The sequence below is a fragment of the Rhizobium sp. 05N430 genome, from assembly GCF_056396985.1.
This window is the reverse complement of the sequence record NZ_JBFTMO010000022.1, coordinates 19,175-42,461: the sequence shown is the minus strand read 5'-3', so window position 1 is coordinate 42,461 and position 23,287 is coordinate 19,175. Positions and strand designations below refer to the sequence as shown.

General features: G+C 60.4%; 22 protein-coding genes and 4 pseudogenes. 17 read left to right on the top strand and 9 right to left on the bottom strand.

The window, feature by feature from the left end; all coding sequences use genetic code 11:
* The first annotated feature begins 44 nt into the window (after positions 1 to 44).
* The 6 genes and pseudogenes from AC1DJO_RS27415 to AC1DJO_RS27390 all read left to right on the top strand — a co-directional run bounded on the left by AC1DJO_RS27415 (position 45) and on the right by AC1DJO_RS27390 (position 7,254).
* On the top strand, positions 45 to 983 hold the full coding sequence (locus AC1DJO_RS27415; RefSeq protein WP_112444643.1) for an ABC transporter permease: 939 nt from the start codon (positions 45 to 47) through the stop codon (positions 981 to 983).
* Positions 980 to 1,831, top strand: a complete 852-nt coding sequence (locus tag AC1DJO_RS27410; RefSeq protein ID WP_112444645.1) for an ABC transporter permease — start codon at positions 980 to 982, stop codon at positions 1,829 to 1,831. Before AC1DJO_RS27415 ends, AC1DJO_RS27410 begins: the two co-directional genes overlap by 4 nt.
* A complete protein-coding gene (locus tag AC1DJO_RS27405) occupies positions 1,828 to 3,537 on the top strand; it encodes a dipeptide ABC transporter ATP-binding protein (RefSeq protein ID WP_477973917.1) in 1,710 nt (569 codons plus the stop codon). The genes AC1DJO_RS27410 and AC1DJO_RS27405 overlap by 4 nt, the downstream gene beginning before the upstream one ends.
* Positions 3,538 to 3,556: 19 nt before the next feature.
* The gene (locus AC1DJO_RS27400) at positions 3,557 to 5,071 is read left to right on the top strand and encodes an ABC transporter substrate-binding protein (RefSeq protein WP_112444648.1); all 1,515 of its coding nucleotides are present in this window, start codon (positions 3,557 to 3,559) and stop codon (positions 5,069 to 5,071) included.
* 65 nt (positions 5,072 to 5,136) lie between these two features.
* The gene (locus AC1DJO_RS27395; RefSeq protein WP_112444650.1) at positions 5,137 to 6,483 is read left to right on the top strand and encodes an amidase; all 1,347 of its coding nucleotides are present in this window, start codon (positions 5,137 to 5,139) and stop codon (positions 6,481 to 6,483) included.
* A 94-nt stretch (positions 6,484 to 6,577) separates the two neighbouring features.
* Positions 6,578 to 7,254, top strand: a pseudogene (locus AC1DJO_RS27390) (IS6 family transposase).
* On the opposite strand, the pseudogene AC1DJO_RS27385 reads toward AC1DJO_RS27390, so the two are convergent.
* Positions 7,235 to 7,464, bottom strand: a pseudogene (locus AC1DJO_RS27385) (non-homologous end-joining DNA ligase); the annotation flags it as partial. The pseudogenes AC1DJO_RS27390 and AC1DJO_RS27385 sit on opposite strands and share 20 nt — an antisense overlap.
* 234 nt (positions 7,465 to 7,698) lie before the next feature.
* Here AC1DJO_RS27385 and AC1DJO_RS27380 point away from each other — a divergent pair.
* Positions 7,699 to 8,010: a metalloregulator ArsR/SmtB family transcription factor gene (locus tag AC1DJO_RS27380; protein ID WP_112444652.1), complete on the top strand. Its 312-nt coding sequence runs from the start codon at positions 7,699 to 7,701 to the stop codon at positions 8,008 to 8,010.
* Positions 8,011 to 8,626: 616 nt separating this feature from the next.
* Here the strand turns inward: AC1DJO_RS27380 and AC1DJO_RS27375 are convergent.
* On the bottom strand, positions 8,627 to 8,902 hold the full coding sequence (locus AC1DJO_RS27375) for a hypothetical protein (protein ID WP_477973916.1): 276 nt from the start codon (positions 8,900 to 8,902) through the stop codon (positions 8,627 to 8,629).
* 188 nt (positions 8,903 to 9,090) lie between these two features.
* Here AC1DJO_RS27375 and AC1DJO_RS27370 point away from each other — a divergent pair, with 188 nt between their 5' ends.
* Positions 9,091 to 10,128, top strand: a complete 1,038-nt coding sequence (locus tag AC1DJO_RS27370; protein ID WP_477973915.1) for an IS110 family RNA-guided transposase — start codon at positions 9,091 to 9,093, stop codon at positions 10,126 to 10,128.
* 263 nt (positions 10,129 to 10,391) lie between these two features.
* On the opposite strand, the gene AC1DJO_RS27365 is transcribed toward AC1DJO_RS27370, so the two are convergent.
* Entirely contained in the window at positions 10,392 to 10,622 is a 231-nt protein-coding gene (locus AC1DJO_RS27365) for a hypothetical protein (protein ID WP_162702701.1), read from the bottom strand.
* A 197-nt stretch (positions 10,623 to 10,819) separates the two neighbouring features.
* Here AC1DJO_RS27365 and AC1DJO_RS27360 point away from each other — a divergent pair, with 197 nt between their 5' ends.
* A complete protein-coding gene (locus tag AC1DJO_RS27360) occupies positions 10,820 to 10,945 on the top strand; it encodes a hypothetical protein (RefSeq protein ID WP_310300788.1) in 126 nt (41 codons plus the stop codon).
* 832 nt (positions 10,946 to 11,777) lie between these two features.
* Here the strand turns inward: AC1DJO_RS27360 and AC1DJO_RS27355 are convergent.
* The 5 genes and pseudogenes from AC1DJO_RS27355 to AC1DJO_RS27335 all read right to left on the bottom strand — a co-directional run.
* Positions 11,778 to 12,131 (bottom strand): annotated as a pseudogene (locus AC1DJO_RS27355) (DUF993 family protein); the annotation flags it as partial.
* 99 nt (positions 12,132 to 12,230) lie between these two features.
* Positions 12,231 to 13,463 (bottom strand): ABC transporter substrate-binding protein, encoded by a 1,233-nt coding sequence (locus AC1DJO_RS27350; protein WP_477831701.1) that lies wholly within the window; start codon positions 13,461 to 13,463, stop codon positions 12,231 to 12,233.
* Between the two features lie 23 nt (positions 13,464 to 13,486).
* A complete protein-coding gene (locus AC1DJO_RS27345) occupies positions 13,487 to 14,539 on the bottom strand; it encodes an aldo/keto reductase (protein WP_112516779.1) in 1,053 nt (350 codons plus the stop codon).
* 10 nt (positions 14,540 to 14,549) lie between these two features.
* Complete coding sequence (locus AC1DJO_RS27340) at positions 14,550 to 14,900, bottom strand: TIGR04076 family protein (protein ID WP_477973914.1); 351 nt, start codon at positions 14,898 to 14,900, stop codon at positions 14,550 to 14,552.
* Positions 14,893 to 15,663, bottom strand: a complete 771-nt coding sequence (locus AC1DJO_RS27335) for a GntR family transcriptional regulator (protein ID WP_112389143.1) — start codon at positions 15,661 to 15,663, stop codon at positions 14,893 to 14,895. Before AC1DJO_RS27335 ends, AC1DJO_RS27340 begins: the two co-directional genes overlap by 8 nt.
* Before the next feature lie 100 nt (positions 15,664 to 15,763).
* Between AC1DJO_RS27335 and AC1DJO_RS27330 the strand changes: the two genes are divergently transcribed.
* The 5 genes from AC1DJO_RS27330 to AC1DJO_RS27310 are packed head-to-tail and all read left to right on the top strand — an operon-like array spanning position 15,764 to position 20,651.
* Entirely contained in the window at positions 15,764 to 16,573 is an 810-nt protein-coding gene (locus AC1DJO_RS27330) for an ABC transporter ATP-binding protein (RefSeq protein WP_112389142.1), read from the top strand.
* A complete protein-coding gene (locus AC1DJO_RS27325; protein WP_477973913.1) occupies positions 16,570 to 17,310 on the top strand; it encodes an ABC transporter ATP-binding protein in 741 nt (246 codons plus the stop codon). Before AC1DJO_RS27330 ends, AC1DJO_RS27325 begins: the two co-directional genes overlap by 4 nt.
* Positions 17,307 to 18,218 (top strand): branched-chain amino acid ABC transporter permease, encoded by a 912-nt coding sequence (locus tag AC1DJO_RS27320; protein ID WP_477973912.1) that lies wholly within the window; start codon positions 17,307 to 17,309, stop codon positions 18,216 to 18,218. Before AC1DJO_RS27325 ends, AC1DJO_RS27320 begins: the two co-directional genes overlap by 4 nt.
* Positions 18,215 to 19,186 carry a branched-chain amino acid ABC transporter permease gene (locus AC1DJO_RS27315; protein ID WP_112444669.1) on the top strand — a complete coding sequence of 324 codons (972 nt, stop codon included), beginning with the start codon at positions 18,215 to 18,217 and terminating at the stop codon, positions 19,184 to 19,186. Before AC1DJO_RS27320 ends, AC1DJO_RS27315 begins: the two co-directional genes overlap by 4 nt.
* Before the next feature lie 4 nt (positions 19,187 to 19,190).
* Entirely contained in the window at positions 19,191 to 20,651 is a 1,461-nt protein-coding gene (locus AC1DJO_RS27310; RefSeq protein WP_112444671.1) for an aldo/keto reductase, read from the top strand.
* Positions 20,652 to 20,829: 178 nt separating this feature from the next.
* On the opposite strand, the pseudogene AC1DJO_RS27305 reads toward AC1DJO_RS27310, so the two are convergent.
* Positions 20,830 to 21,162: pseudogene (locus AC1DJO_RS27305) on the bottom strand (SDR family NAD(P)-dependent oxidoreductase); the annotation flags it as partial.
* 76 nt (positions 21,163 to 21,238) lie between these two features.
* On the opposite strand from AC1DJO_RS27305, the gene AC1DJO_RS27300 reads away from it, so the two are divergent.
* The 3 genes from AC1DJO_RS27300 (at position 21,239) to AC1DJO_RS27290 (ending at position 23,285) form a co-directional block, all read left to right on the top strand.
* Entirely contained in the window at positions 21,239 to 21,496 is a 258-nt protein-coding gene (locus AC1DJO_RS27300; protein ID WP_442208333.1) for a plasmid stabilization protein, read from the top strand.
* 48 nt (positions 21,497 to 21,544) lie between these two features.
* The gene (locus AC1DJO_RS27295; RefSeq protein WP_442208077.1) at positions 21,545 to 21,841 is read left to right on the top strand and encodes a DUF3175 domain-containing protein; all 297 of its coding nucleotides are present in this window, start codon (positions 21,545 to 21,547) and stop codon (positions 21,839 to 21,841) included.
* A 115-nt stretch (positions 21,842 to 21,956) separates the two neighbouring features.
* Positions 21,957 to 23,285: a zinc-binding dehydrogenase gene (locus tag AC1DJO_RS27290; protein ID WP_442208076.1), complete on the top strand. Its 1,329-nt coding sequence runs from the start codon at positions 21,957 to 21,959 to the stop codon at positions 23,283 to 23,285.
* Positions 23,286 to 23,287 lie beyond the last annotated feature (2 nt).

Below are 23,287 nucleotides of genomic sequence, written 5' to 3'. Positions count from 1 at the left end.
TAGGGAGATCGAAGCCCGGCCAAGACAGGGGGGCCAACGCCGCCATGCATCGTTATAAATTCATATTGACCCGTCCATTTCAGTTTCTGCCTGTTATTTTCGGCATTAGCATTATCACTTTCATTCTCGTGCGCCTGATCCCCGGAGACCCGGCCCGCAATATTCTCGGCACCCGCGCCACACCGACCGCCCTTGCCAATATCCGCGCCCAATACGGCCTCGATCAGCCGATGTGGCTGCAATATTTCTACTTCCTGAAGAACCTCGCCAATGGCGAGATGGGCAGGTCTATCCTCTACAAGATCGACGTCCTGCCGCTGATCGCCACCCGCATCGAGCCGACGATAGCGCTGGTGCTGACCAGCGTCATCTTGTCGATCCTGATCGCTGTGCCGATGTCYGCGATCGCCGCCCGCAATGCCGGCGGTGCGCCCGATCATGCGGTGCGCGTCATCTCCACCTTCGGGATCGGCTTTCCGCCCTTCTGGCTCGGCCTGATGCTGATCATTCTCTTCAGCGTCGAACTCGGCGTACTGCCGGTTTCGGGCTACGGAGCCACGCTCGGCGACAAGCTTTCGCATTTGATTCTACCGGCATTGACTGTGGCCTTGTCGCTGTCGACGGTGCTGACCCGCAGCCTGCGCTCGGCGATGATCGAATCCCTGAAGTCCGACGTCGCGACCGCGGCGCGTGCCCGCGGCATGCCTGAAAGCATCGTCTTCTGGCGCCATGTGCTGCCCAATTCGCTGGTGCCGACCATCAATCTCCTCGCCGTCAATATCGGCTGGCTGATCGGCGGTACCGTAGTGGTGGAAAGCGTCTTTGCGCTGCCCGGCATGGGCCAGCTCCTGGTCCGCGCCATCTTCTCGCGCGACTACATGGTCGTCCAGGGCGTGGCCATGACCTTTGCCTGTGCCACCGTCCTCGTCAATTTCCTGGCCGACATCGTCACCGTCGCCGTTGATCCGCGGGTGAAGCTATGAGCATCGGCACGCTCTCTCCGCAACCGATCGCCTGGCGCCGCTTCTTCGGCCGCCGCCTGACGCTTGTGATCGGCGCCGGCGTTCTGCTGTTCTTTCTGCTGCTGGCAATCGGTGCACCCATCATCGCGCCCTATGACCCGATCCTGCAGAATGCCGATGCGCGGCTGCAGTCGCCGTCACTGGCGCATCTGTTCGGCACGGACAATTTCGGCCGCGACATCCTCTCGCGCGTCATCTGGGGTACCCGCATCGATCTGCAGATCGCCGTCATCGGCGTGCTTTTTCCGTTCCTGATCGGGACGATGGTCGGCACCATCGCCGGCTTCTTCGGTGGTATCGTCGATGCCATCTTCATGCGCATCGTCGATATCATCCTCGCCTTCCCGTTCCTGGTGCTGATGCTGTCGATTATTGCCATCCTCGGGCCGGGGCTCAGCAGCTTCTATATCGCCATGGCGCTGGTGGGCTGGGTTTCCTATGCCCGCCTGATCCGGGCGCAGATGCTGGTACTGAAGAGCTCCGACTATTCGGTTGCCGCCGTCAGCCTCGGCTTCAGCCGTTTCAGGATCATGTTCCGTCACCTGCTGCCGAACGCCATTACGGGTTCGATCGTTTTCTCGATGTCGGATGCCACGCTGGTACTGCTCAGCGGTGCGGCGGTCAGCTATCTCGGCCTCGGCGTACAGCCGCCCCTCGCGGAATGGGGCGTCATGGTCGCCGAGGGACAGAGCTTCATCACCACGGCATGGTGGATCACGCTCTTCCCCGGACTTTCGATCGTCTGCCTCGCCTTTGGTTTCAGCATGCTGGGTGATGCGCTCGGCGAACTTCTTGGAGTTCACGAATGAGCGCCTCGGTCCTTTCCGTCCGCGACCTGACGGTCAAGGTCCATCTCGACGGCGGTACGCGCACTCTGATTGACGGTGTCTCCCTCGACCTTGCCAAGGGTGAAATCCTCGGCCTCGTCGGCGAAAGCGGCTCCGGCAAGAGCCTGCTCTGCCGCTCGCTGGTGCGGCTGATGCCGTCGTCGCTGATCAAGATCGAGCAGGGTACGGTCCTTCTCGAGGGCCGCGATCTGACGGCGGTCAGCGATGCCGAAATGCTTCAGGTGCGCGGCGGCGAGATCGGCATGATCTTCCAGAACCCGACGAGCCACCTGGACCCGGTGATGCGCATCGGCGACCAGATTGCCGAGGGCATCCGCTATCACCAGCGGCTTGGCGCCAGGCAGGCGCGAACCGCTGCCGTCGAGATCCTGACCCAGGTCGGCTTTCCCGATCCGATCAGGCAATATGACAGCTATCCGCACGAATTTTCGGGCGGCATGCGCCAGCGCGCCATGATCGGCGTGGCGCTCTCCTGCAACCCGAAGATCCTGATCGCCGATGAGCCGACGACGGCCCTTGATGTGACGATACAGGCACAAATCCTGAAGCTGCTGCTAGAGATACGCGAAAAGCGCGGCCTGTCGATCATCCTCATCACCCACGACCTCGGCATCGTCGCCCAGACCTGCGACCGCATTGCCGTGATGCGCAACGGCAAGCTTCTGGAACAAGGCCCAAAGCGGACGATCCTGTTGCGGCCGCAAGATCCCTACACGATCAACCTGATCAACAGTCATCCCTCGATGCCCGACGAGGCGGCTTCGCCGGCAACCGCAGCCGCGCCCGCGCAAGCAACCGTCCGGCCGCTGCTCGAAATCGATGATCTGCATGTGCGCTTCAGGATCGGCGGCAGCCTGTTCAAGGCAGGGAACAAAACAGTCAGCGCCGTAGCCGGCGTCTCGCTTCGCGTGATGCCCGGCGAAACAATCGGTATCGTCGGGGAGTCCGGCAGCGGCAAGAGCACGCTGGCCCGCGCGGTCCTTGGTCTCACCCCGATCTCTTCTGGCCATGTTTCCTTCGACGGCATCAACCTGGCGCAGCAGCGCACGGCCGGTCTCGCCAAGCTGCGCCGCGAGGCGGCAATGGTCTTCCAGGACCCCTATAACGCGCTGAACCCGCGTCTCACCGTCGGCCAGATGCTGGGTGAAGTGCTGAAGGTTCAGGGCAAGGTGCCGGCGGCCAACATCCCGGCACGGATCGGCGAGTTGCTCGATCTCGTCGGGCTCGATCGTGAATTTGCAAACCGCAAGCCGCGCAGCATGAGCGGCGGTCAGTGCCAGCGTGCCGGTATCGCCCGGGCGCTGGCGGTCGATCCGAAACTCGTCATCGCCGATGAATGCGTCGCTGCACTCGACGTGACGATCCAGGCGCAGATCATCGCGCTGTTTCGCGAACTGACGGCGAAGATGAACCTGACGCTGATGTTCATTGCCCACGATCTTGCGATCGTCCGCAATCTCTGCGAACGCGTCGTCGTCATGTATCACGGCGAGATCGTCGAGGAGGGCCTCTCTGAAGAGGTCTTCGCCCGGCCGAAACATCCCTATACCGCGGCGCTCATTGGTGCCATTCCCGACATCGATCCCGACAGGCCGCTTCTTGGCGGCTCCAGCGCCGGGGAAGACATGCTATCGATGCCGGTTCAGCCTGCCAAACGCATACCATAACAAAGAAGGGAACAAGCACATGATCAACAGGTGGAAATCAATCGGGCTTGCCGCATTCATCGCCGGCCTGTCGCTGACGGCAAGCTATGCCGAAGCAGCCGGCGTTCTGACCATCGGCCGCCGCGAAGACTCGACGACCTTCGATCCGATCAAAACGGCCCAGAACATTGACAACTGGGTGTTCTCCAACGTCTATGACGTCCTGATCCGCGTCGACAAGACCGGCACCAAGCTGGAGCCCGGCCTTGCAGAAAGCTGGACCGCCTCGGAAGACGGCCTGACCTATGTCTTCAAGATCCGCGACGCCAAGTTCTCCGACGGCTCACCGCTGACGGCCGAGGACGCTGCCTTCAGCCTGCTGCGCATCCGCGACGATCCGGCATCGCTTTGGAGCGACAGCTACAAGGTGATCGATACCGCAGTCGCCACCGATCCGCACACGCTGACGATCAAGCTGAAGAACCCCTCGGCGCCGTTTCTGTCGACGCTGGCACTGCCGAACGCCTCAGTGATCTCCAAGGCAGGCATGGAATCGCTGGGGCCTGACGCCTATGCCGAAAAGCCGATTGGATCCGGTGCCTTCACCGTCGATGAATGGCGCCGCGGCGACCGCATCATCCTGAAGAAGAACCCGAACTTCTGGCAGGCCGACCGCGTCAAGCTCGATGGCGTCGAGTGGATTTCGGTGCCTGACGACAACACCCGCATGCTGAACGTCCAGGCCGGTCAGCTCGATGCGGCGATCTTTGTGCCCTTCTCGCGCGTCGAGGAGATGAAAAAGGATGCCAACCTCAACGTCCTGATCGATCCGTCCACCCGCGAAGATCACTTGCTGATCAACCATGCGCATGGCGATCTCGGCAAGAAGGAAGTGCGCCAGGCGCTCGATCTCGCCATCGACAAGAAGGCGATCGTCGATGCCGTCACCTTCGGCCAGGGCACTGTCGCCAATTCCTACATCCCGAAGGGCGCGCTCTACTACTACGCCGACAACCTGCAGCGCCCGTACGACCCTGAAAAGGCGAAGAAGATGCTGGCCGATGCCGGCGTCTCCAACCTGACGCTGAACTACCTGATCCGCGCCGGCGACGAAGTGGATGAGCAGACGGCGGTTTTGGTGCAGCAGCAGCTCGCCAGGGCCGGTATCACCGCCAATCTGCAAAAGGTCGATCCGAGCCAGGAATGGGATATGACGGTTGCCGGTGACTACGACATTTCGGTCAACTACTGGACCAACGACATTCTTGACCCGGACCAGAAGACCACGTTCGTGCTCGGCCACGACTCCAACAATAACTACTCGACCAACTACAAGAACGAGGCCGTGAAGGAGCTGGTCGCCAAGGCCCGCCTGGAGCTCGATCCGAAGAAGCGCGAGCAGATGTATGTCGACCTGCAGAAGACGGCGAAGAACGACGTCAACTGGATCGACCTCTACTACAGCCCCTACATCAACGTGGCGCGCAAGAATGTCGAGAATTTCTACCAGAACCCGCTCGGCCGCTTCTTCCTGGAAGATACGGTCAAGAACTGAGCCTTTGATCTGACGACTGTTCCGCCGCCTTCGGGCGGCGGAATCTTCCCCGAAGGAGAACGGCAATGGCCCCGGATGAAATCGCCTTCATGAGCGTTACCGAACTTGGGCGTGCGTATCGCGCCGGAGCGCTGTCGCCGGTCGATGTCATCAGCGCCAGTCTTCAGCGGCTCGACGTGCTGGAGCCAAGCCTCAATGCCGTTGCCCAACGGCTGGACGCATCGGCGATCGCCGAGGCCGAAACAGCCGCGACAGAGCTTCGCGCCGGCAAGGATCGCGGGCCGCTGCACGGCATTCCCGTCGCCATCAAGGATCTGATCGAGGTCGATGGGGCGCTGACCGGCTACGGCAGCAAGGTCCGGCTACCGGCCCTGGCAAGCGCCGACGCCCTTCTGATAAAGCGGCTGCGCGAGGCCGGTGCGATCATCTTCTGCAAGGCCAACCTCTTGGAATATGCCTATGGCATCGCCCATCCCGAGATCGGCCAGACCAACAATCCACACGACACCGGACGCACCTCTGGCGGCTCCAGCGGCGGATCGGCGGCGCTGGTTGCAGCCGGCATCGTACCGCTGGCGACCGGCACCGATACCGGCGGGTCGATCCGCATCCCGGCCTCCTACTGCGGCATTTCCGGGCTGAAGCCGAGCTTCGATCTGGTGCCGCTCGACGGCGTCTTCCCGCTGTCCGGGACCCTCGACCATGCCGGACCGCTCGCCCGCGACGTTACCGATACCGCGCTGCTGCTCGAAGCGCTGAGCGGCAGACCCATGCCGCTGACGCCGCCATCACTGTCAGGTGTGAGGATCGGCGCCGTCCGCTTCCACTGCGCAAGCCCGGAGCTGACCCCGGCAGTCGCCGCAAATCTGGTCTGGGCGCTTGAGCGCCTTGCTGCGGCCGGCGCCATCGTCAAGCCGATCGATATTCCTGAACTGTCCCGCGCCAATTCCGAGCTCCGCCGCATCATCCTGCCGGAGGCCTCCGTCATCCACTCGCCGCTCTATTCCGAGAACCCGGCTGGTTACGCACCGCGCACGAAAGCGCAGGTCGAAGCCGGTTTTGAAGCCAAAGCTATCGACTATCTCCGGGCGCAGAACTTTCGCGTCGAGTTGCGCAATGCGGTCGAGGCCGCCTTCGGCGAAGTGGACGTGCTGATCGGACCAAGCGTCCCCTTCCCTTCCCCGGTCAAAGACCCTGAATTCACCGAGGATGGCGAGGAAGGCGAGATGCTCTCAAGCGGCTTCGCCAACATGACCGGCCAACCGTCGCTCAGTGTACCCTCCGGCACGGACGGCCACTTGCCGCTCGGCCTGCAGCTGACCGGGCCGCTCGGTGCGGATCACCGGCTGTTACAGCTCGCGCTCGGCGTCGAGGCGGCGCTCGCAGCGTGGCGGAAGCCGTCTCTCGCCTAAACGTAGAACTGCACCGCCGGCTCCGGCGGGCCAGTACTGTCAATGGTGGCGTCGCCTTAACCGCCTGTTTGCATTGGGTTGATACCTGGCTTGCTTGACTGAAGCCCCGCTCACCCACTTCAAACGCCACCGCTTTCCCGCTGAGATCATCGCCCGTGCGGTATGGCTCTACTAACGATTTCCGCTCAGCTTACGCGACGTCGAAGATCTGTTGGCGGAGAGAGGCATCATCCTCTCGTCCCAGACGGTGTCGGAATGGGCGGCGAAATTCGGCTTGAAATTTGCTAATCAGCTCCGAAGCCGCTCACGAGGCCATTTCTCCGACAAATGGCACCTCAATGAGATGGTGGTGACGATCAAGGGGAAGAAATACTGGCCGTGACGCGCTGTCGATGCCAAGTCCTAGATGCCCTGCTGCAAAGCCGAAGAAGCAAGGCGGCCGCCATGCGTCCCATGCGCAAGCTTCTCAAGTGCCGAGGTATCGCCCCGCGCGTGATGGTGACCGACAAGCTGCGTTCCTATTCGGCTGCAAAGTCGGAGGTGATACCGGTCGTCGAGCACCGCTCGCAGAAGGGATTGAACAATCGAGCCGAGAATTCTCATCTTGCTGTGCGAAGACGCGAACGGCGAATGATGCGCTTCAAGTCGGCGCGACAATGTCAGCGTTTTGTCTCAACTGATGGCCAGATCGCCAATCTTTTCCTTCTCCACCGCAAACATCTCACCGCAACTGACCATCGCCAGCTTCGGAATCTTGCCCTCCACGGGTGAGAGTACGGACCTTGCCATGGTCGAGATGGACTGCGAGACGGTAGCCGTCCCACTTACCTCAAAGGCCCACTGATGGCCTTTGGGCGGCTTGGCCTTAAGAAGCGCCAGGCACGGCTCGATACGTGCCAGCATTGGGTCGCGAGGGAGATTTGGCTGCTGAGGATCGCGCTTGCGCGGCCGGGATCGAACAGGCTTTTCCGTTTGCAGCAGGGGCTTTGATTATGGCGGCGTCGTCATGCCGACAGTCCATCAGCAAATGCTTAAGATGCAGTAGAAGAAAACGGGGCCAAACTTGAAGGGGCGCCCTGGCGGGGCGGATCTCATTTGGGGCCTTCAGCATCTTGGACTGGCTGGGTCTGTTGAGGGAGATGCCGAAGGCCACGCTTGAAACGGACGGCTAGATGTTTAGTTCCAGCGCAGACGCAATGAACTTCGGGGACCGCCATGCTAGAGGAATCATCGCTTGCTGAAAAAGTGACGCTGCTTGAAGCGCTCGCCTCCCGGACTCGTTTCCGAGTCTTGAAGAGCTTGTGTGCCGCCGAGGAGATGAACGTCCGCGAACTGCGTAACGAGCTAGGACTGCCCCAATCGACCACGTCCAAAGAGCTTTCATTCCTCCGGATGGGCGGCTTCATAAATTTCGGGCGAGAAGCGCAGAACCACTATTACTCGTGTCATCACGACGGCGTCAGAAAGCTACTGCAGACTCTCGATAAGGGTGCTCCCGCTACGAACAATCCTGAGATGACGCGATGAGCGATCTTGACCGGCCAATGCAGTCGTCGAGTTAGCAGTTCGAACATCTCTGCACGCATCCGGACTGCAAACAGTGGGGCGGCTTTGGCTTTTCGTCCTCACAATCGATCGAGACGCGATGGTGGTGCTGGGAGCACTAGCCGCACAAGGAACCGATCCGGCACATGCCGCGTTAATGGGAAGCTGGCACGTTCCTCGCTAGCACTCTGACTTCCCCACCTCGCCCCGGCCGCACGCTGGGGCTTTTTCTTTCGTCGTCACGTTCGTGTCACGTGACTCACATCATCAGTTGTGATTAATTCCCGCCCGATGATGCGCCTTGGCGGACCTCTTGGCGCATTGAGGGCTCGCCTGTGTATTGGGTGGCGAGCCCTTTTTTATGACCCGCCTGCCTTGCTCTTCATGTCCGACAGTTCGCGCCCAGAAGCCATCAGATCGAAGCTATTCCCGTTGCTGCTCATTTCCAAGCTCCCTGCCATTCCCCTGCCCTTGCCCTTTCAATGCGATGCCATGCTTATTTGTCATGCCATAAGAAAAGCCGCCCTTTATTAAAGGCTTGAGTGTTCGGTTACCCACATTCGATGGCACGGCGCTTTGCGCAGCTTGTTCCAGACATTCAGTGGATGGTGCGGCTGCCACCGCTACCATGCTCGAACTTGGCTAGGAGATGGATTGCCTCCAGAACTAGATGCTCTGCGTTCTCCGTTTCGTCCCCGGCGATCGTCTCGGCGTTTATTTGAAAGCGATTACCGAGTTCGGACATGTCCTCCCAGATGGGATCGTCTTCATGTTTCGCGATCGATGCCGACATCAAGAGGCTTTCACCTAAGGTCTCAAGAAACTCGATGCGTTCCTCGGTGGTCATCTCGTCGAGTTTTTTAACGTCCGCCACGATAGCTAGCTCTTCGGGATCATTGTGCCGAGGAATTTTGAAAAGACTTCCCGTCTGTAATTAGGCGGTCTAGACCGATATCAAGCCGCGACCTCCGCACGAGCGACGACAGACCTTTCACCGCAATCCTCTCCCGTATCGAGGCCAACGAGCTATAATCCGCCCGCCATCATCCCAAGGAGGAGAAAATGGAACGGGTTAGCACGATTGGTCTGGACCTCGCCAAACAGGTCTTCCAGGTCCACGGAATGAACAAAAACGGCGACAAGGTTTTCAGCCACAAGCTGCCGAGAGCGGAATTGCCAGGTTTCTTCAAGAAGCAGCGTGGATGCGTTGTCGCAATGGAAGCCACCGGCGGCGCTCATTATTGGGCGAGAGAGATTGAAAGGTGGGGGCACACGCCGTTGCTCATACCCGCACAATACGTCAAACCATTCGTCAAACAGGATAAATCCGATGCTCTTGACGCCGAAGCAATTGCCAACGCCGCGACGCAGCCAGGAATGCGCTTCGTGGCCATCAAAAGCTCCGAACAGCAGGCAATCACCACTCTTATGAAAACGCGAACGCTGTTCATTCGCCAGCGAACCTCCGCCATCAATGCGCTGCGCGGCCTTTTGGCTGAATTCGGATTTGTCGTCCCGTCTAGGACCATTGACGTTGTCAAACTCAAGCAGATCTTGAGCTCTGACAAGAGCCACCTACCCGAGCCCGCGCGCACCGTGCTGAGAAGTGTCTACCAGCACATCGACGCTATCAACGAGCACATCAGCGGGATTGAAGAGTCGATCGATGACCAGGTTAAGAAAGATGATGCTACACAGCGCCTGATGACTATTCCAGGTGTGGGAAAAATCACGGCTGCCACTGTCCGAGCAGTCGTCCCTGACGCAACGCTCTTTAAAACGGCACGGCACTTTGCCTCGTGGCTTGGCATTACACCGAGGTCGTTCTCATCCGGTGGCAAGCTGAGTTACGGCCGGATTTCGAAGAGAGGAAATGGGGAACTTCGCAAGCTCCTGGTTATCGGAGCCTTTCCAATAGTCGCCCGCGCAAGGGGGCGCCAGAGTACAAATGAGTGGCTTTATTCCCTCGTAAAACGAAAGCCCTACAAGGTGGCAGCCGTCGCGATTGCCAACAGAACCGCGCGTATCGTATGGGCACTTGTGACCAATGGCGGGGTCTACAGTTCCACCAAGGGCTTTCCGCAACCCGAGCTAGCATGACCCACTCGACTATCAACGGTTGACGATTGATCGAAACGCAGATCCAAACTGTGGAAGAGGTCGCAGATTGAATTGACCCTCAAAATCGCAGATTTTTCTGAACGTCAGGCGATTTGGCACATCAAGTGATGCCGTTATGGGCCCGGTTAGTCCCAGACCGCTGCTCTCAGCCCTTAAGGTGTATTCAGAACCTAAGGCTGAGACAAGATAAGATTATGAATGGGGCATCCGGCCCAAATGATACGCCCTTGCGGTAAGCGCCTTCACTGTGCAATCCAGGCAAAGCGCCATTCGTCGGGTTGTCCTAGCGCGTAATTATATCTGGCGGTACCGGTCGAATCCTGCTTGGCTTTCATCTCGTCAATCAGCCAGGATGCAGTTGGTATTCCCGGCAGATGACAACGATGGATCGCCCCTTCTACTTCATCAAGGGTTCCAAGCCCGACATTGGGAACGGCTCCGGGCCTCATCAGGGTCCAACTGTACTGTCGCATACAATCTCCACCACGTAGGGTCACTGCCACAAACACACGACCGGAGGCAGAAATGTATACAGCCCCTTCTGGTTCCTTCCAGCGCTAGCCGCTGATGATGGGGCGGTGGTGATGTCCGCCGGACTAAGGTCCGATAGCTGGAACCCGATAGAGCTTCGAGAGTTAGTCGCCTCGTAAATCAAATGAGGGGTGAGACTATGCTCTGGTGGCTACTGCTCGGTTATTCTTCGTTCGTCTTCACGGTCACCGCGGTTCTTCTGGCGATCGTGCTTCGGCAATTGCGCGCACTTGCGCGCAACAACACCGTCAGTGCAGCCAGATAGTGGTCCAATCGAGAGTGCTCCACCATTGAGAATCTCAGCTTAGATTACTCCGATCCGAGAGGAAGATCCTCCGCCGAGGCCGTTTGACAACCACCGACTTTAGCCCGTATTGCCGGGGCCGCTCGTAGAGCGTTTAATGCTCTCGATATTGCGAGCTCAGCGCGAGTTAGTCTCGACGAAAGATCTAGGAATGCTCACACTACCCGTCCACACCAAAACGATCGCGACCTTAGAATACGATCCACATAAGCGCTTATTGGTGGCTCGGCTCCGCAGCGGTCAATTGCGGTCGGTAAAGAATTTCCCGGTCTGCGCTGTTCTACGTATGATTAGCGGCTTACCCGCCGAAGCATCCACTTTTTTGCGTCCTATTGGCTGATGGTACGTCCATGAGAGAGGACCAAGAGGCTGCAGCGCAAGATGGAAGAAACAGCGCCCAAAAAGAGCTTCTATCCATCGCAAATCCTATTTTGATGACATGGCGCAAGGGTTACGACGAGGAATGGTCAATAATGATCGGCATCGAAAGGAAGCTACGCGAGGATTAACCCGCGAAGAGGCGCGTTATTGATAGAATTGTCGTCGAGGTGCAGGCAGATGCCGAAACTAAGACGCACGAGAAGGGCTCGCCTGTGTATTGAGTGGCGAGCCCTTTTTTATTGGAACCCTCCCTGGTTCGGCAAGTTTTCCACGTGCCGCAGCGATGCGGCGACACTCCCCCTAGCTTCGCTCGTCATTTGGCGGGGTTTACTTTTGCCGCTACCCCAGCCCTTGTGAGCCTGTAGCGCGGGGTCATTATAGTTGTTGTTCCAGATGATAAGCCGCATTTCTCGGGCGCGACCACATCAAAGATCCCGAGCAGCGCATGGCTGTAATGCTCGCCATCCCCCTCGATCATGTCAGCGTAGTTGAAATCGTCCCCGGTAAAGCACAGGACACCATCCGGAAGGCAGCGCCGGAGGATGACTTCCTTCTCTTTATCGAGAAGCGAGATCTTGATGCCTTCCACCTTGTCTTTGCTGGCTTCGATAATGCGGATGACGATTTCGAGCGCCGAGCCGAAATCCGACGCCCCCCAATACCCTGTGAGGTTCGGATCGAACATATCGCCCAGGCCGTGAAGGACCACCTTGTCTTTGGCCTGCGAAAGTAGGTGCCCATAGACCTCTTCGTAGTCATCCGCAGCGAGAAATGGGTGCCGATGGTGGTACAGCATCGGCACCCGTGCACGATACGTTCACCCTTTGATGTAGTGGCTCGTGGAGTATCCTCGAGCTCACTCAATTCATTTTGCGGTCTTAATCTTGGTGACCTCTTCGGCGCTCAACTCACCGACCGTCGTCACCTCGCCGCTGCTGATCTTCCACAAGCGGAACGGACCTGTGATGTCGCCATACTTGTCGAAGCTGACAGGGCCGATAACACCTTCGTACTTGACCGGCTTGCCATTCTTGATGAGCTGCAGCGCCTTGGCGAACTCTTCCTTGCCAGCATGGATGGGCGTGCCACCCTCGGCGACGACCTCGTGCATGGCTACCTTAATGGCGGCCGCATCTGCCTTGCCGGCCTTGGCGATCGCCAGCGCCACGATTGCACCCGCGTCATAAGAGCGGTCGGCGGCCGGAGCCGAAGGCGAGATGCCGCCGGAGAAGGCTTCGTAGTTGCCATTGAAATATTCGGTCGACGCCGTAGGGCTGGTGCCGGAGGAGGTGCCATAGGCATTCTCGAGATACTGCGCGCCGACGCTCTCGATAAAGTCCTTGGAGTTCATGCCGTCGTTCAACAGGAAGGTCTGCTTGCCACCACCGGAAACCCAAGCGCGAGCAATGGTCGCGCCATCGACAGGCGTGCTGACGAGATAAAGCGCATCGGGGTCACCGGCCATCGCGGCGCTGGCTTCCGAGGCGTAGCTTGATTGCTTCTCGTTATAGGGCGTGGTCGAGGTGATCGTGCCGCCGAGCTTCTGATAGGCGGTCGAAAATTCCTTGACCATGTTCACGCCGAAGTCGTTGTTGACGTTGATGATCGCAATCTTCTTCAGGCCCTGGTCCATCGCGAACTTCGCGGCCGCGGTGCCCTGCAGCGCATCCGAGGTAATGGTGCGGAAGAAGACGCCGTTGGTCTTGCCGCTGCGGCCAAGCTCGGTCAGCGTTGGAGACGAGGATGCTGGCGAGACCTGCACCACGCCGGCCGGTGCCGTTACAGATGTCAGGATCGGGATCGATACCGACGAGATGATGCCACCGATGATGACGGGCACCTTCTTGATGTTGACGAGCTGGGTCGCCTGATCGACGGCGACGTTGCCCTGGCTCTGGCTGTCGCGAGTGTCGGCGACGACCTTGCAGCCATTGACGCCCCCGGCGTCGTTAATGTCCCGGAAGGCCATCTCGACGGACTTAGCGCCGGCCTGGCCATATTCACCGGCCGGACCGGTGAGCTCCATAACGAGGCCCACGGTGATGTCGCAATCGGCGGCCAGCGTCGGTGCCGTGGATGCCGCAAGGGCAGCTACCATGGCAGAAAGCAGGAATGTCGTTCTCATTTTTGTTCCCCTTTGTTGAGATTGTACTTCATGATGCTGCCGTGGCGGCCTTCCCTGTCCCGCTCCAGCGTATAGACGTCGCCGTCGAGCGGCTTTGATTGCGCAAGGATCGCATCGATCTCAACCCTGTCCTTCTCGCTTAGCGCGATATCGGCGATTGCAAGATTGGACTTCAGGTGATCCCGATTGCGGGCGCCGACGATGACGGCGGCGACGCCTGGCTTGGTCAGCATCGCTGCACTTGCGATCGTGGCAATATCGGTATCGTGCCGGTCGGCGATCTCGCGCAGCGTCGACAGCAGCGCCTGGAATAGATCCCAACCGCCAAAATCGTCGATGATCAGCTTGTACTTCGTCAGTGAACGGTTCTCGAGCGGATGTTCCGGTTCCGGCTGGCCGAGCCAGCGATCGCCGAGGAAGCCGCCGGCGACGGTACCGTAGCAGAACAGCGCGAAGTTCTTTTCGCCGGCAAGCGCCGCCATGCGCTTTTCCGGGCGCCGGTCGAGCAGCGAATATTGCAACTGCAGCGAGGTGAAGGGCACGTCGGAACCGATGATCGCTTTGATATGATCCGTGTCGAAATTGGTGCCGCTGATCTTGCCGATCTTGCCGGCCTCATGCAGCTCCTTCAGCCAGCCCGCCGTTTCCAGCCAGCCCTCGATATCATAGGCCCACCAGTGGAATTGCACGAGATCGAGGCAGTCGAGGTTGAGCCGCTTGCGCGAGGTATCGATGACGCCTTCAACATAAGCCTTGCTGATGTTTGGTAGGACGGTCAGATCGGGCACGAATTTGGTGTGGACGCGGATGCGCGACAGCGCCTGAGTGCCACGCAGGTTCTTGTAGGCGACGCGAAAACGGCCGATCAGCTCCTCGACGCCTGTATAGATGTCAGCGCAGTCGAAAGTGGTGATCCCGGCGTCGGCAAAGGCGATCATGTCCTCGACAGCGCTGCCGCCATCGATCGCGCCGTGGCCGCCCGCCAGCTGCCAGCCGCCGCGAATGACGCGGGAGATTTCGTAACCGGGGGCGATGGTGATGCGCTGCATGTCTTTCAGCCTATTGGTCATTCAAGGGAACCGCCGTGGTGGCGGCATGGATGAAACGGCGGATACCCGTGCGGGTGATCCTGAGCCGTGTCGAGCAATTGGGGTCCGGGCAAGCGATGTCGGCGTCCGTCGTCATCCAGTCGTTGCGATCCGTCGGGCGTTGCTTTGCCGCGAGCAGCGGCAGCACGGAGGAGAGCGAGTAGATCGAGATCCCCTGTCCCTCCGGCAGATGCAGCATCTCGCCCTTGAGCTCGAAATGATCGCCAGGCTTGGCGCCGCAGTAAACCGCGCCGCCTTCGGGAATGATCACATCGACCCTCAGATCGAACAGGTCGAAGCCGTCGTCGATGGGTTCAGGCATGGTGACCTCCCGATGCATTGCCGTTGGGTTCGGCATCCAGCCGCCCGCGGATGAGATCGAAGGAGCGGCTGATGTCGTTGGAAAGCGATTGCATCGCGGCCTCGACATCGCGATTTTCCAGCGCACCGATCAGCGCCCAATGATGATTGGTGGCGGCAAGTCCGCCCTCTTCGTCATGAATATGCGCGGCCTTGCGAATGATCGCGCCCGACTGAAGCCACAGGCTCTCGACGATCGGGATGAGCACCTGCGAGCGCGCCGCATGATAGATGTGGAAATGGAACTGCTGGTTCAGCGCCGAGGTGACATGGCCGATATCCTTGCCGTGCTGCTCGAAAGCGAGATCGCAATCGACATTGATCTGCTTCAGCACGGCAAAATCGTCATCCGTCAGATTGGGCAGCGCCAGCGCAACCATCTGGCCTTCGATCAGGATGCGGGCGCGGGCCAAATCGTCCAGCCGCTCGCGGGTGATCAGCGGCACGCGCACCGAGCGATTGGGCAGCGATTCCAGCGCCTGCTCGGACACGAGGCGGCCAAGCGCCTCGCGCACCGGCATGGTGCTCGTCTGCAGCCGCTCGGCGAGATCGACGATGCGCAACACGTCGCCGGCGTCGAACATGCCGTTGATCAGAGAGTTGCGCAGCTGCGCGTAGACGCGGTCTTGCAGCGTTTCGCGCCCGACCGGCGACAGCGCGTCGTCACGGTCGTGACCACCATCGGCCGGTTTCCTCGCATGGGCTCCTCCCGATGGGACTACCATCGAGCCTGCTCCGTGAGACACCGCTTTTTTCGGTTGCTTTTCACCATGGGGTAAAGTTTGATCAAACATCACCAATCAAATCAAGAGACTTCTTTTCTCCATGCCTTTGCCAGTGCCAGACGCCCCACCGAAAGCGGCAGAACCCGCCAGAGCCGTGATCGACGCGCGCGACTTGGTGAAGTCGTTTCAGGGCAACGTGGCCGTCGGCGGCATGTCGCTCAGGCTTGGCGAAGGTGAGATGGTTGGCCTCATCGGCCCGAATGGCGCCGGCAAAACCACGTTGTTCAACCTGATTGCCGGAAGCCTGAAGCCGACATCGGGCGAAATCTGGATCGGCGGCCGCGAAGTGTCGCAGGAGAGCCCAGAGCAGAGAATCGGTCGTGGCGTCGGCCGGACTTTCCAGATTCCGAAGCCCTTTCTCGAAATGACGGTGCTCGAAAATGTACTCGTGGGCGCGCAGGCCCAAGACGGCGAGCGGCTGTTCGCGAACTTCCTGCGCTTTGGTCATGTCAGGCAACAGGAGCGGTTGGCGATCGAAAAGGCGCGTGCGCTGTTGGAGTTCGTCACCTTGTCGGGCCTAGAGGGACAGCCGGCGAAGGTTCTCTCGGGCGGACAGCGCAAGCTGCTGGAACTCGCACGCATCCTGATGGCCGATCCGCAGGCGATTCTGCTCGACGAACCGGCGGCCGGCGTCAACCCCGCGCTCCTGGAGACGATCATGGAACGCGTGCTGGATCTCAACGCGCGGGGCAAGTCCATCCTGCTGATCGAACACAATATGGATATGGTGGCGCGGCTTTGCAGCCGCGTCGTCGCCATGGCACTCGGCAAGCCGCTGGCCGAGGGCACGCCCGCCGACGTCGCCGCCAATCCCGAGGTCATCGAAGCCTATCTCGGAGCGGCGGCATGACCACGCCGGCGCTTCAAACCCGCGCGCTGGTCGCCGGCTACGAACCCGACCTGCCGATCGTGCGCGGCATCGATCTCTCGGTTGCGCAGGGAGAATTGCTGGTGCTGCTCGGACCGAACGGAGCCGGAAAGTCGACATTCGTCAAGGCGATCGCCGGCGTGGTGCCGATCCACTCGGGAAGCGTGATGCTGGGCCAGCGGGAGATCACCCACGTCGCATCCCACCGCAAGATCGGCGAAGGCCTCGCCTTCGTTCCGCAGACGGAAAACATCTTCGCGTCGCTCACCATCCACGAAAACCTGCAGCTTGCCGCCGCCGTCCTGCCGAAGGCTCTGCGAGGCGAACGGATCGCCGCGCTCTATCGTCGCTTCCCCGATCTCGCCAGCAAACCCACACGTTTGGCCGGCGCATTGTCGGGAGGACAGCGGCAGATGCTGGCCGTTGCCCGCGCGCTCATCGTCGATCCCTCCGTGCTCATCCTCGACGAACCCTCGGCCGGCCTGTCGCCCAAAATCGTCGGCGAGGTGTTTTCGATGCTGAAAGAGATCAACGCCGGCGGTGTCACCGTCATTCTGGTCGAGCAGAACGTCAAGGCGGCCGTTGCGATCGCCAACCGCGCCGTCATCCTAGTCGAGGGCAGGATCAGGCATGAGGGCGAGGCGTCCTCGCTGCTCGCCGACCCGTTGATCGCCAAGCTCTATCTCGGCACCACCACGCAGGCGGCGGAGGCACCATGAACCCGCAATTTCTCATGGATGGCCTGATTGCCGGCGCGATGATCGGCCTTGGCGCCATCGGCGTGACGCTTACCTATTCGATCCTGCGCTTTGCCAATTTCGCGCATGGCGAGATGCTCTCCTGGGGCGCCTATCTGGCACTCGCCGTCAGCGGCGGCCTCGGGCTCCTGTCGACCACGTTGACGAAGCCGATCGGCCCCTTCTCCTTCGGCTGGTCGCTACCGCTTGCGGCCGTGATCGCGATCCTGCTCACGGGCTTGCTTGCACTTGCCGTGGATGCGGTGCTGTTCGGGCGTCTGCGGGCGAGCGGCGGCGCGATCATCATTCTCGTCATGGCGAGCTTCGGCGCCTCGCTTGCGCTGCGCAGCCTGCTCGAATTCATCTTCACCTCGAAGCCCGCCTATTACACCAAGGCGCTGCAAATCGCCGTGAAGATCGGTGGCGGCCTGCGAGCCACGCCCGACCAGCTCCTGTCGCTCGGCCTGTCGCTGGTTGCGGTCGTCGCGATCCACCTGCTGATGACCCGCACCGACATCGGCCGCTCCATGCGCGCCGTGAGCGAGAATCCGGCTTTGGCGGGCATTGCCGGCGTCGACGTGCGCCGTGTGATCCGCGTCGTCTGGTTCGTCGGCGCTGCCCTCGCCTGCATCGCCGGCATCATGACCGGGCTGCTCGTACAGATCCGCCCCCATCTTGGCCATGACCTGCTGCTGCCGCTGTTTGCAGCCGCAATCCTCGGCGGGATTGGCAGCGTTCCCGGCGCGATGATCGCTGGATTGATCGTCGGCCTGTCGGAAGCAGCAGCCGTGCAGGTCGTCGGCGCTGAGTGGCGGGCGGCTGTCTCTTTCGTCATCCTGGTGGCGGTGCTGCTTCTTCGCCCGCGCGGCCTGTTCGGGAGGGCGGCATGAGCCTTGATCTGATCGCCTACGCAGCCTTCTTCCTGACGATGGCACTGACCTATGCCATCATGTGCCTCGGCCTCAATGTGCAGTGGGGCCAGACCGGCCTCTTCAACGTCGGCATCGCCGCCTTCGTCGCGATCGGCGCCTATGTGTCGGCGCTTTTGACGACGCCGGATGCGCCCGGCCGCTTTGGCGGTTTCGACCTGCCGATCGCCATTGGTTGGCTCGGCGGCGCGCTGGTCGCCGGGCTTGCCGCCTGGCTGGTCGGTGCGCTCACCATAAGGCTGCGATCCGATTATCTCGCCATCGCCACCTTCGGCGTCGCGGTCACGGTGCAGCTCTGTGTGCTGAACCTGCAACCGCTAACCGGCGGCGCCTTCGGCATCGGCTTCATTCCGCGCCCGTTCGGCAGCCTTGCCGCTGATCCGCTGGCATTTTCCCTTTCCAATCTCGCGCTGATGGCGGGCGTTGTGCTGGCGCTCTATCTGGCGCTCCAGCATCTCGCCAAGAGCCCCTGGGGCCGCGTGCTGCGCGCGATCCGCGAGGATGAAAGCGCTGCAAAGGCGCTCGGCAAGCGGCCTATCCGCTTTCGTCTGCAGGCCTTCACCATCGGCGGCGCCATCATGGGGCTGGCAGGGGCCGCGCAAGGACATTTCATCGGCTTCATCGCTCCCGACAATTATCTGCCGATCCTGACCTTCCAGGTCTGGGCGATGCTGATCGTCGGCGGCTCCGGCAACAATCGCGGCGCCATACTCGGCGCGGTGCTGGTCTGGGGACTGTGGGCGCTGTCGGCGGCCGCCGTCTCCGCGTTCGTGCCGCCCGAGCAGCAGGCCCGCGCGGCGTCGCTGCAGATCGTCATGATCGGCGTCGGGCTCTGCCTCATCTTGCTCCTGCGCCCTCGCGGCATTCTCGGCGCCTCAAATGCGCTGGCATCGCTGACGAGCAAGCGCAAACAGACATCCAGGGAATAACGACATGTCCACCACGCCCCCACGCATAGCCCTCACCAAGGATCTCTCCATCAGCCGCATCGTCTGCGGTCTCTGGCAGGTGGCCGACATCGAGAAGAACGGCACCGTGATCAATCCCGACAAGGGCGCCGATGTGCTGCAGGCCTATGCGCTGGATGGTTTCGATACGTTCGACATGGCCGATCACTATGGTTCGGCGGAGCTGATCACCGGTCGCCTGCTGTCGCGCTATCAGAACGGCCAGCGGCCAGTCGCCTTCACCAAATGGTGCCCGGAGCCGGGACCGATGACGGCTGATGTCGTGCGTCGTGGCGTCGAGGAGCGATTGACGAGACTTGGTGTCGACAAGGTGGATCTACTGCAATTCCACTGGTGGAGCTTCGAGCATCCAGCGTGGCTCGACGCACTGCACGAGATGCAGCGCCTGCGCGGGGAAGGCCTGATCGGCGCGCTCGGCCTCACCAATTTCGATGCTGGACATCTGGCGCTGGCACTCGCCGACGGCATCGAGATCGCCAGCAATCAGGTCTCGTTCTCCCTCGTCGACCGCCGCGCGGCCGGTGCGCTCTCGAAGCTCTGCGCCAATAGCGGCGTCAAGCTTCTCGCCTATGGGACGCTCTGCGGCGGATTTCTGTCCGAGAAGTGGCTGGGCCAACTGGAACCGACTGGTATCGCCGATTGGAGCCGCTCAAAGTACAAGCGCTTCATCGACATCGCCGGCGGCTGGCAGGCCTTCCAGGGCATTCTCAGCGCAGCCCAAACCATCGCGACCAAGCACGGCGTGTCGATCTCCAACGTCGCGAGCCGCTGGGTTCTGGAGCACGACGCGGTGGCCGCCACCATCGTCGGCGCGCGCATCGGCGAAAACGAGCATCGCGGCGACAATCTGAACGTCTTCTCTTTTGCGCTCGACGAAGAGGATCACGCCGCGTTGAACGCTACCTTTGATGAGACGCAGCCCATTCCCGGCGACTGCGGCGACGAATACCGCAAGCCGCCATTCCTCACGGCATCCGGCGACCTCAGCCACCATCTCGATGCCATTCCATCCGTCTACACGGCTGAGCCGGTACCCGGTCGTCCCGGCCGTTCGCGTGTCTCATCCGGCAGCATCTGGGAACCGATCGCGGGCTATAGCCGGGCCGTCAGGGTGGGGGATCGCATTATGGTCTCCGGCACGACCGCGACGCATGGCACCAACCGCTGCGTAGCGCCGGGCGATGCCGGCGCGCAGGCGACCTACATTCTCGACAAGATCGCCGCCTCCATTTCGGCGCTTGGCGGCAAGATGGAAGACGTGGCCAGGACCCGCATCTATCTGCGTGATGCCAATCAGTGGGAGCCGGTCTCGCGCGCGCACGGACGCGCCTTCGCCTCGGTTCTTCCTGCCAACACGCTGATCGAGGCCGGCAATCTGATCGGCGATTACGAGGTCGAGATCGAGGCGGAAGCGATCTGCGACTGAGTACATGCAACATAAAGTAGGGTTAGACGCTTTCCCTATCAACATCATTCGTGCTGACGGAGATGGCTGCACCGGTGCTTGGCTGCACTTCTGCATCTGTCCGCGTAAGAGATCGCCCCCAGCGACACCGATCGAATGTGCGTCACTGTCAATCAAATGCTCGATCAAAATGCTGGTCTGATTGTGCTTCCCGAGTTAGTGTCAGGGCAGATCCTGGCTTCAAGTGCTTCAGAGCTGCTTTCGTCAGCAGGAATGTGGCATGGATGTTTGTCTTCATCGTCGCGTCGAAAGCTTCATAGGTAATGTCGCTAATTGACTGGGCCTGCTGCTGGCGACCGGCATTGTTCACCAGGATGTCGAGACCACCGAGTGCCTTGACTGCATCGTCGACAAGTTTCTCACAGAAGGCGGCATCCCGAAGATCGCCCGGTAGCGCCACACCCTTGCGGCCTTCCGCTTTAATGAGTGCGATGACTTCCTTCGCATCGGGTTCTTCATCACGAAGATAATTCCAGAGAAGGAATTGTCTCATGCCCTAGGGCGACAAATCCGCATACACCGAGAAGCAGAAGCGCAAGGCCGAGCATATCGAGGAAGGCTACGAAGACCGGGGCGTTTTGGAAAAGGAAGCTGAACGCCGCGCTTGGGCAACCGTTAACAAGGAAAGTGGCGGCGGTAACAAATCAGGCTCTGGGCGCGGCCATGCCGAAAGCCACGCCTCCTCCAAGAAAGGAGGGCGAAAGGGTGGCACGGCCGCCGCGTCGCGGACCAAGGAAGAGCGCTCTGCCTCAGCCAAGAAGGCAGCTGCCACCCGCAAGCGCAACGAGCACCACGCTCATCATTGACAGAGGACGACGCCACAACAGCGGCGCCGTTCTTTTTGGAGAACGCTTATGCCGAAAAATAAACCCAAACAGAAATGGTCACAGGATGTGACCAACAACAGCGATGCGATGGATCTGAAGGACGGCGTCTTCAAGCAACGTAGCGCCAAGAAGATCGCGGATTCGCTGAAGGCGTCCGCCGAGCACAGCGACCGCCGCAAAGCCACCCCGTTTCAGTCTGCGATGTCGATGCTGAATTTCTATATCAATAGGGCGGGCAAGCAACTGTCGAAGTCGAGGTTGGCAACGCTCGACAAGGCAAAGGACGAGTTGCGCAAGGATTTTGGCAAGCAACCAAAACATTGATGACCCGCGCCCGTCGCCGCAGTCCGCGGTGCTGCAGCCATCAAAAGGCGCGCAGCGTGAGAAGCAATCGACGTTGCATCTCAGAAATTAATCTTCAGCTCAAAGGAAGACGATCATGCAAGCTGTCCGTATCCACCGCTTCGGCGGTCCGGAGGTTATGGCAATCGATGAAATCGACCAACCGACGCCGGCCGCCAACGAAGTTGTCATCAAGGTCTTCGCCGCGAGCGTCAATCCTGTCGACGCAAAGATGCGCGAGGGTAAATATCCTGTCGTCACCGAAAAGGATCTTCCCTACGTGCTCGGTAGAGACGTCAGCGGCGAGATCGCGGCCGTTGGATCTGGCGTTGCGAGCTTCCTGATCGGCGACAAGGTCTTTGCATTCCTGTCGCCTGAACATGGCGGTTACGAGGAGTTCGTCGTGGCGAGCGCGGAAGAAGTGGCTTTACAGCCCCAGGCACTTGATGCCATTGGCTCGGCGGCCGTACCGCTCGCCGGGATCACAGCATGGCAGGGGCTGTTCGATCACGGTGGCCTTCTGGCGGGCCAGCGTGTCCTTATTCATGGCGGTGCGGGCGGCGTCGGCCATTTCGCCATTCAGTTCGCCAAGGCAAAGGGCGCATGGGTAGCGACAACCGTGTCCTCGTCCGACAAGGATTTCGTAACCGACCTCGGCGCCGACCAGGTGATCGATTACAAGGCGGAGAAGTTCGAAGATGTTGTCGAGCCCGTCGACCTTGTATTCGATCTGATCGGCGGCGAGACCCAGGAAAGAAGCTTCAGCGTCGTCAAACCGAAAGGCGCCCTCATTTCTACACTCCAGGAGCCGGATAAGGCAAAAGCCAAGAAACAGGGTATTCGTGCAGCGCGCTACACCGCTCAGCCGAACGGCGCCCAATTGCAGGAAATCGCGCAGCTGATCTACCAAGGCGAGGTCCAGGTCGTTGTTGCCAGCACCTTTGGGCTAGGCCAGGCAGCCGAAGCCCAGTCCGTCCTCCAAGAAAAACATATCCGCGGCAAGGTCGTCCTTCAAGTCGTCTCGGAACAACCGAAACCTCTGATCGATGAGGAGGCGAGACGGCTGCGCGCATATCTGATCTGGGAAGCAGAAGGTCGTCCTGAAGGCCAGGACCTTACCCACTGGTATCGGGCCGGTGACACCGATGCGGCAGCGGAACGCGGCGACTATCGACAATATTTCCCAGGCATTGCGCCGGCCGGATCATTGGTGATCAAGTTCTATCACTCAGGCGATCAGATCCGTGGTTATGTGCGCAAGATAGCCGACACAGACGCGGACGATACGATTTTTCCCGGCGAGGAGATGGAGCCCGCCGCGGCCTTCAAACTGGCGGCCTCTCATAGAGCCGACAGCAACGAGCCCATATTTGTCGAGCTTGTGGAAGGGGTTGAATGGAATCCCAAATGGGGTCGATTGGCTTAGTG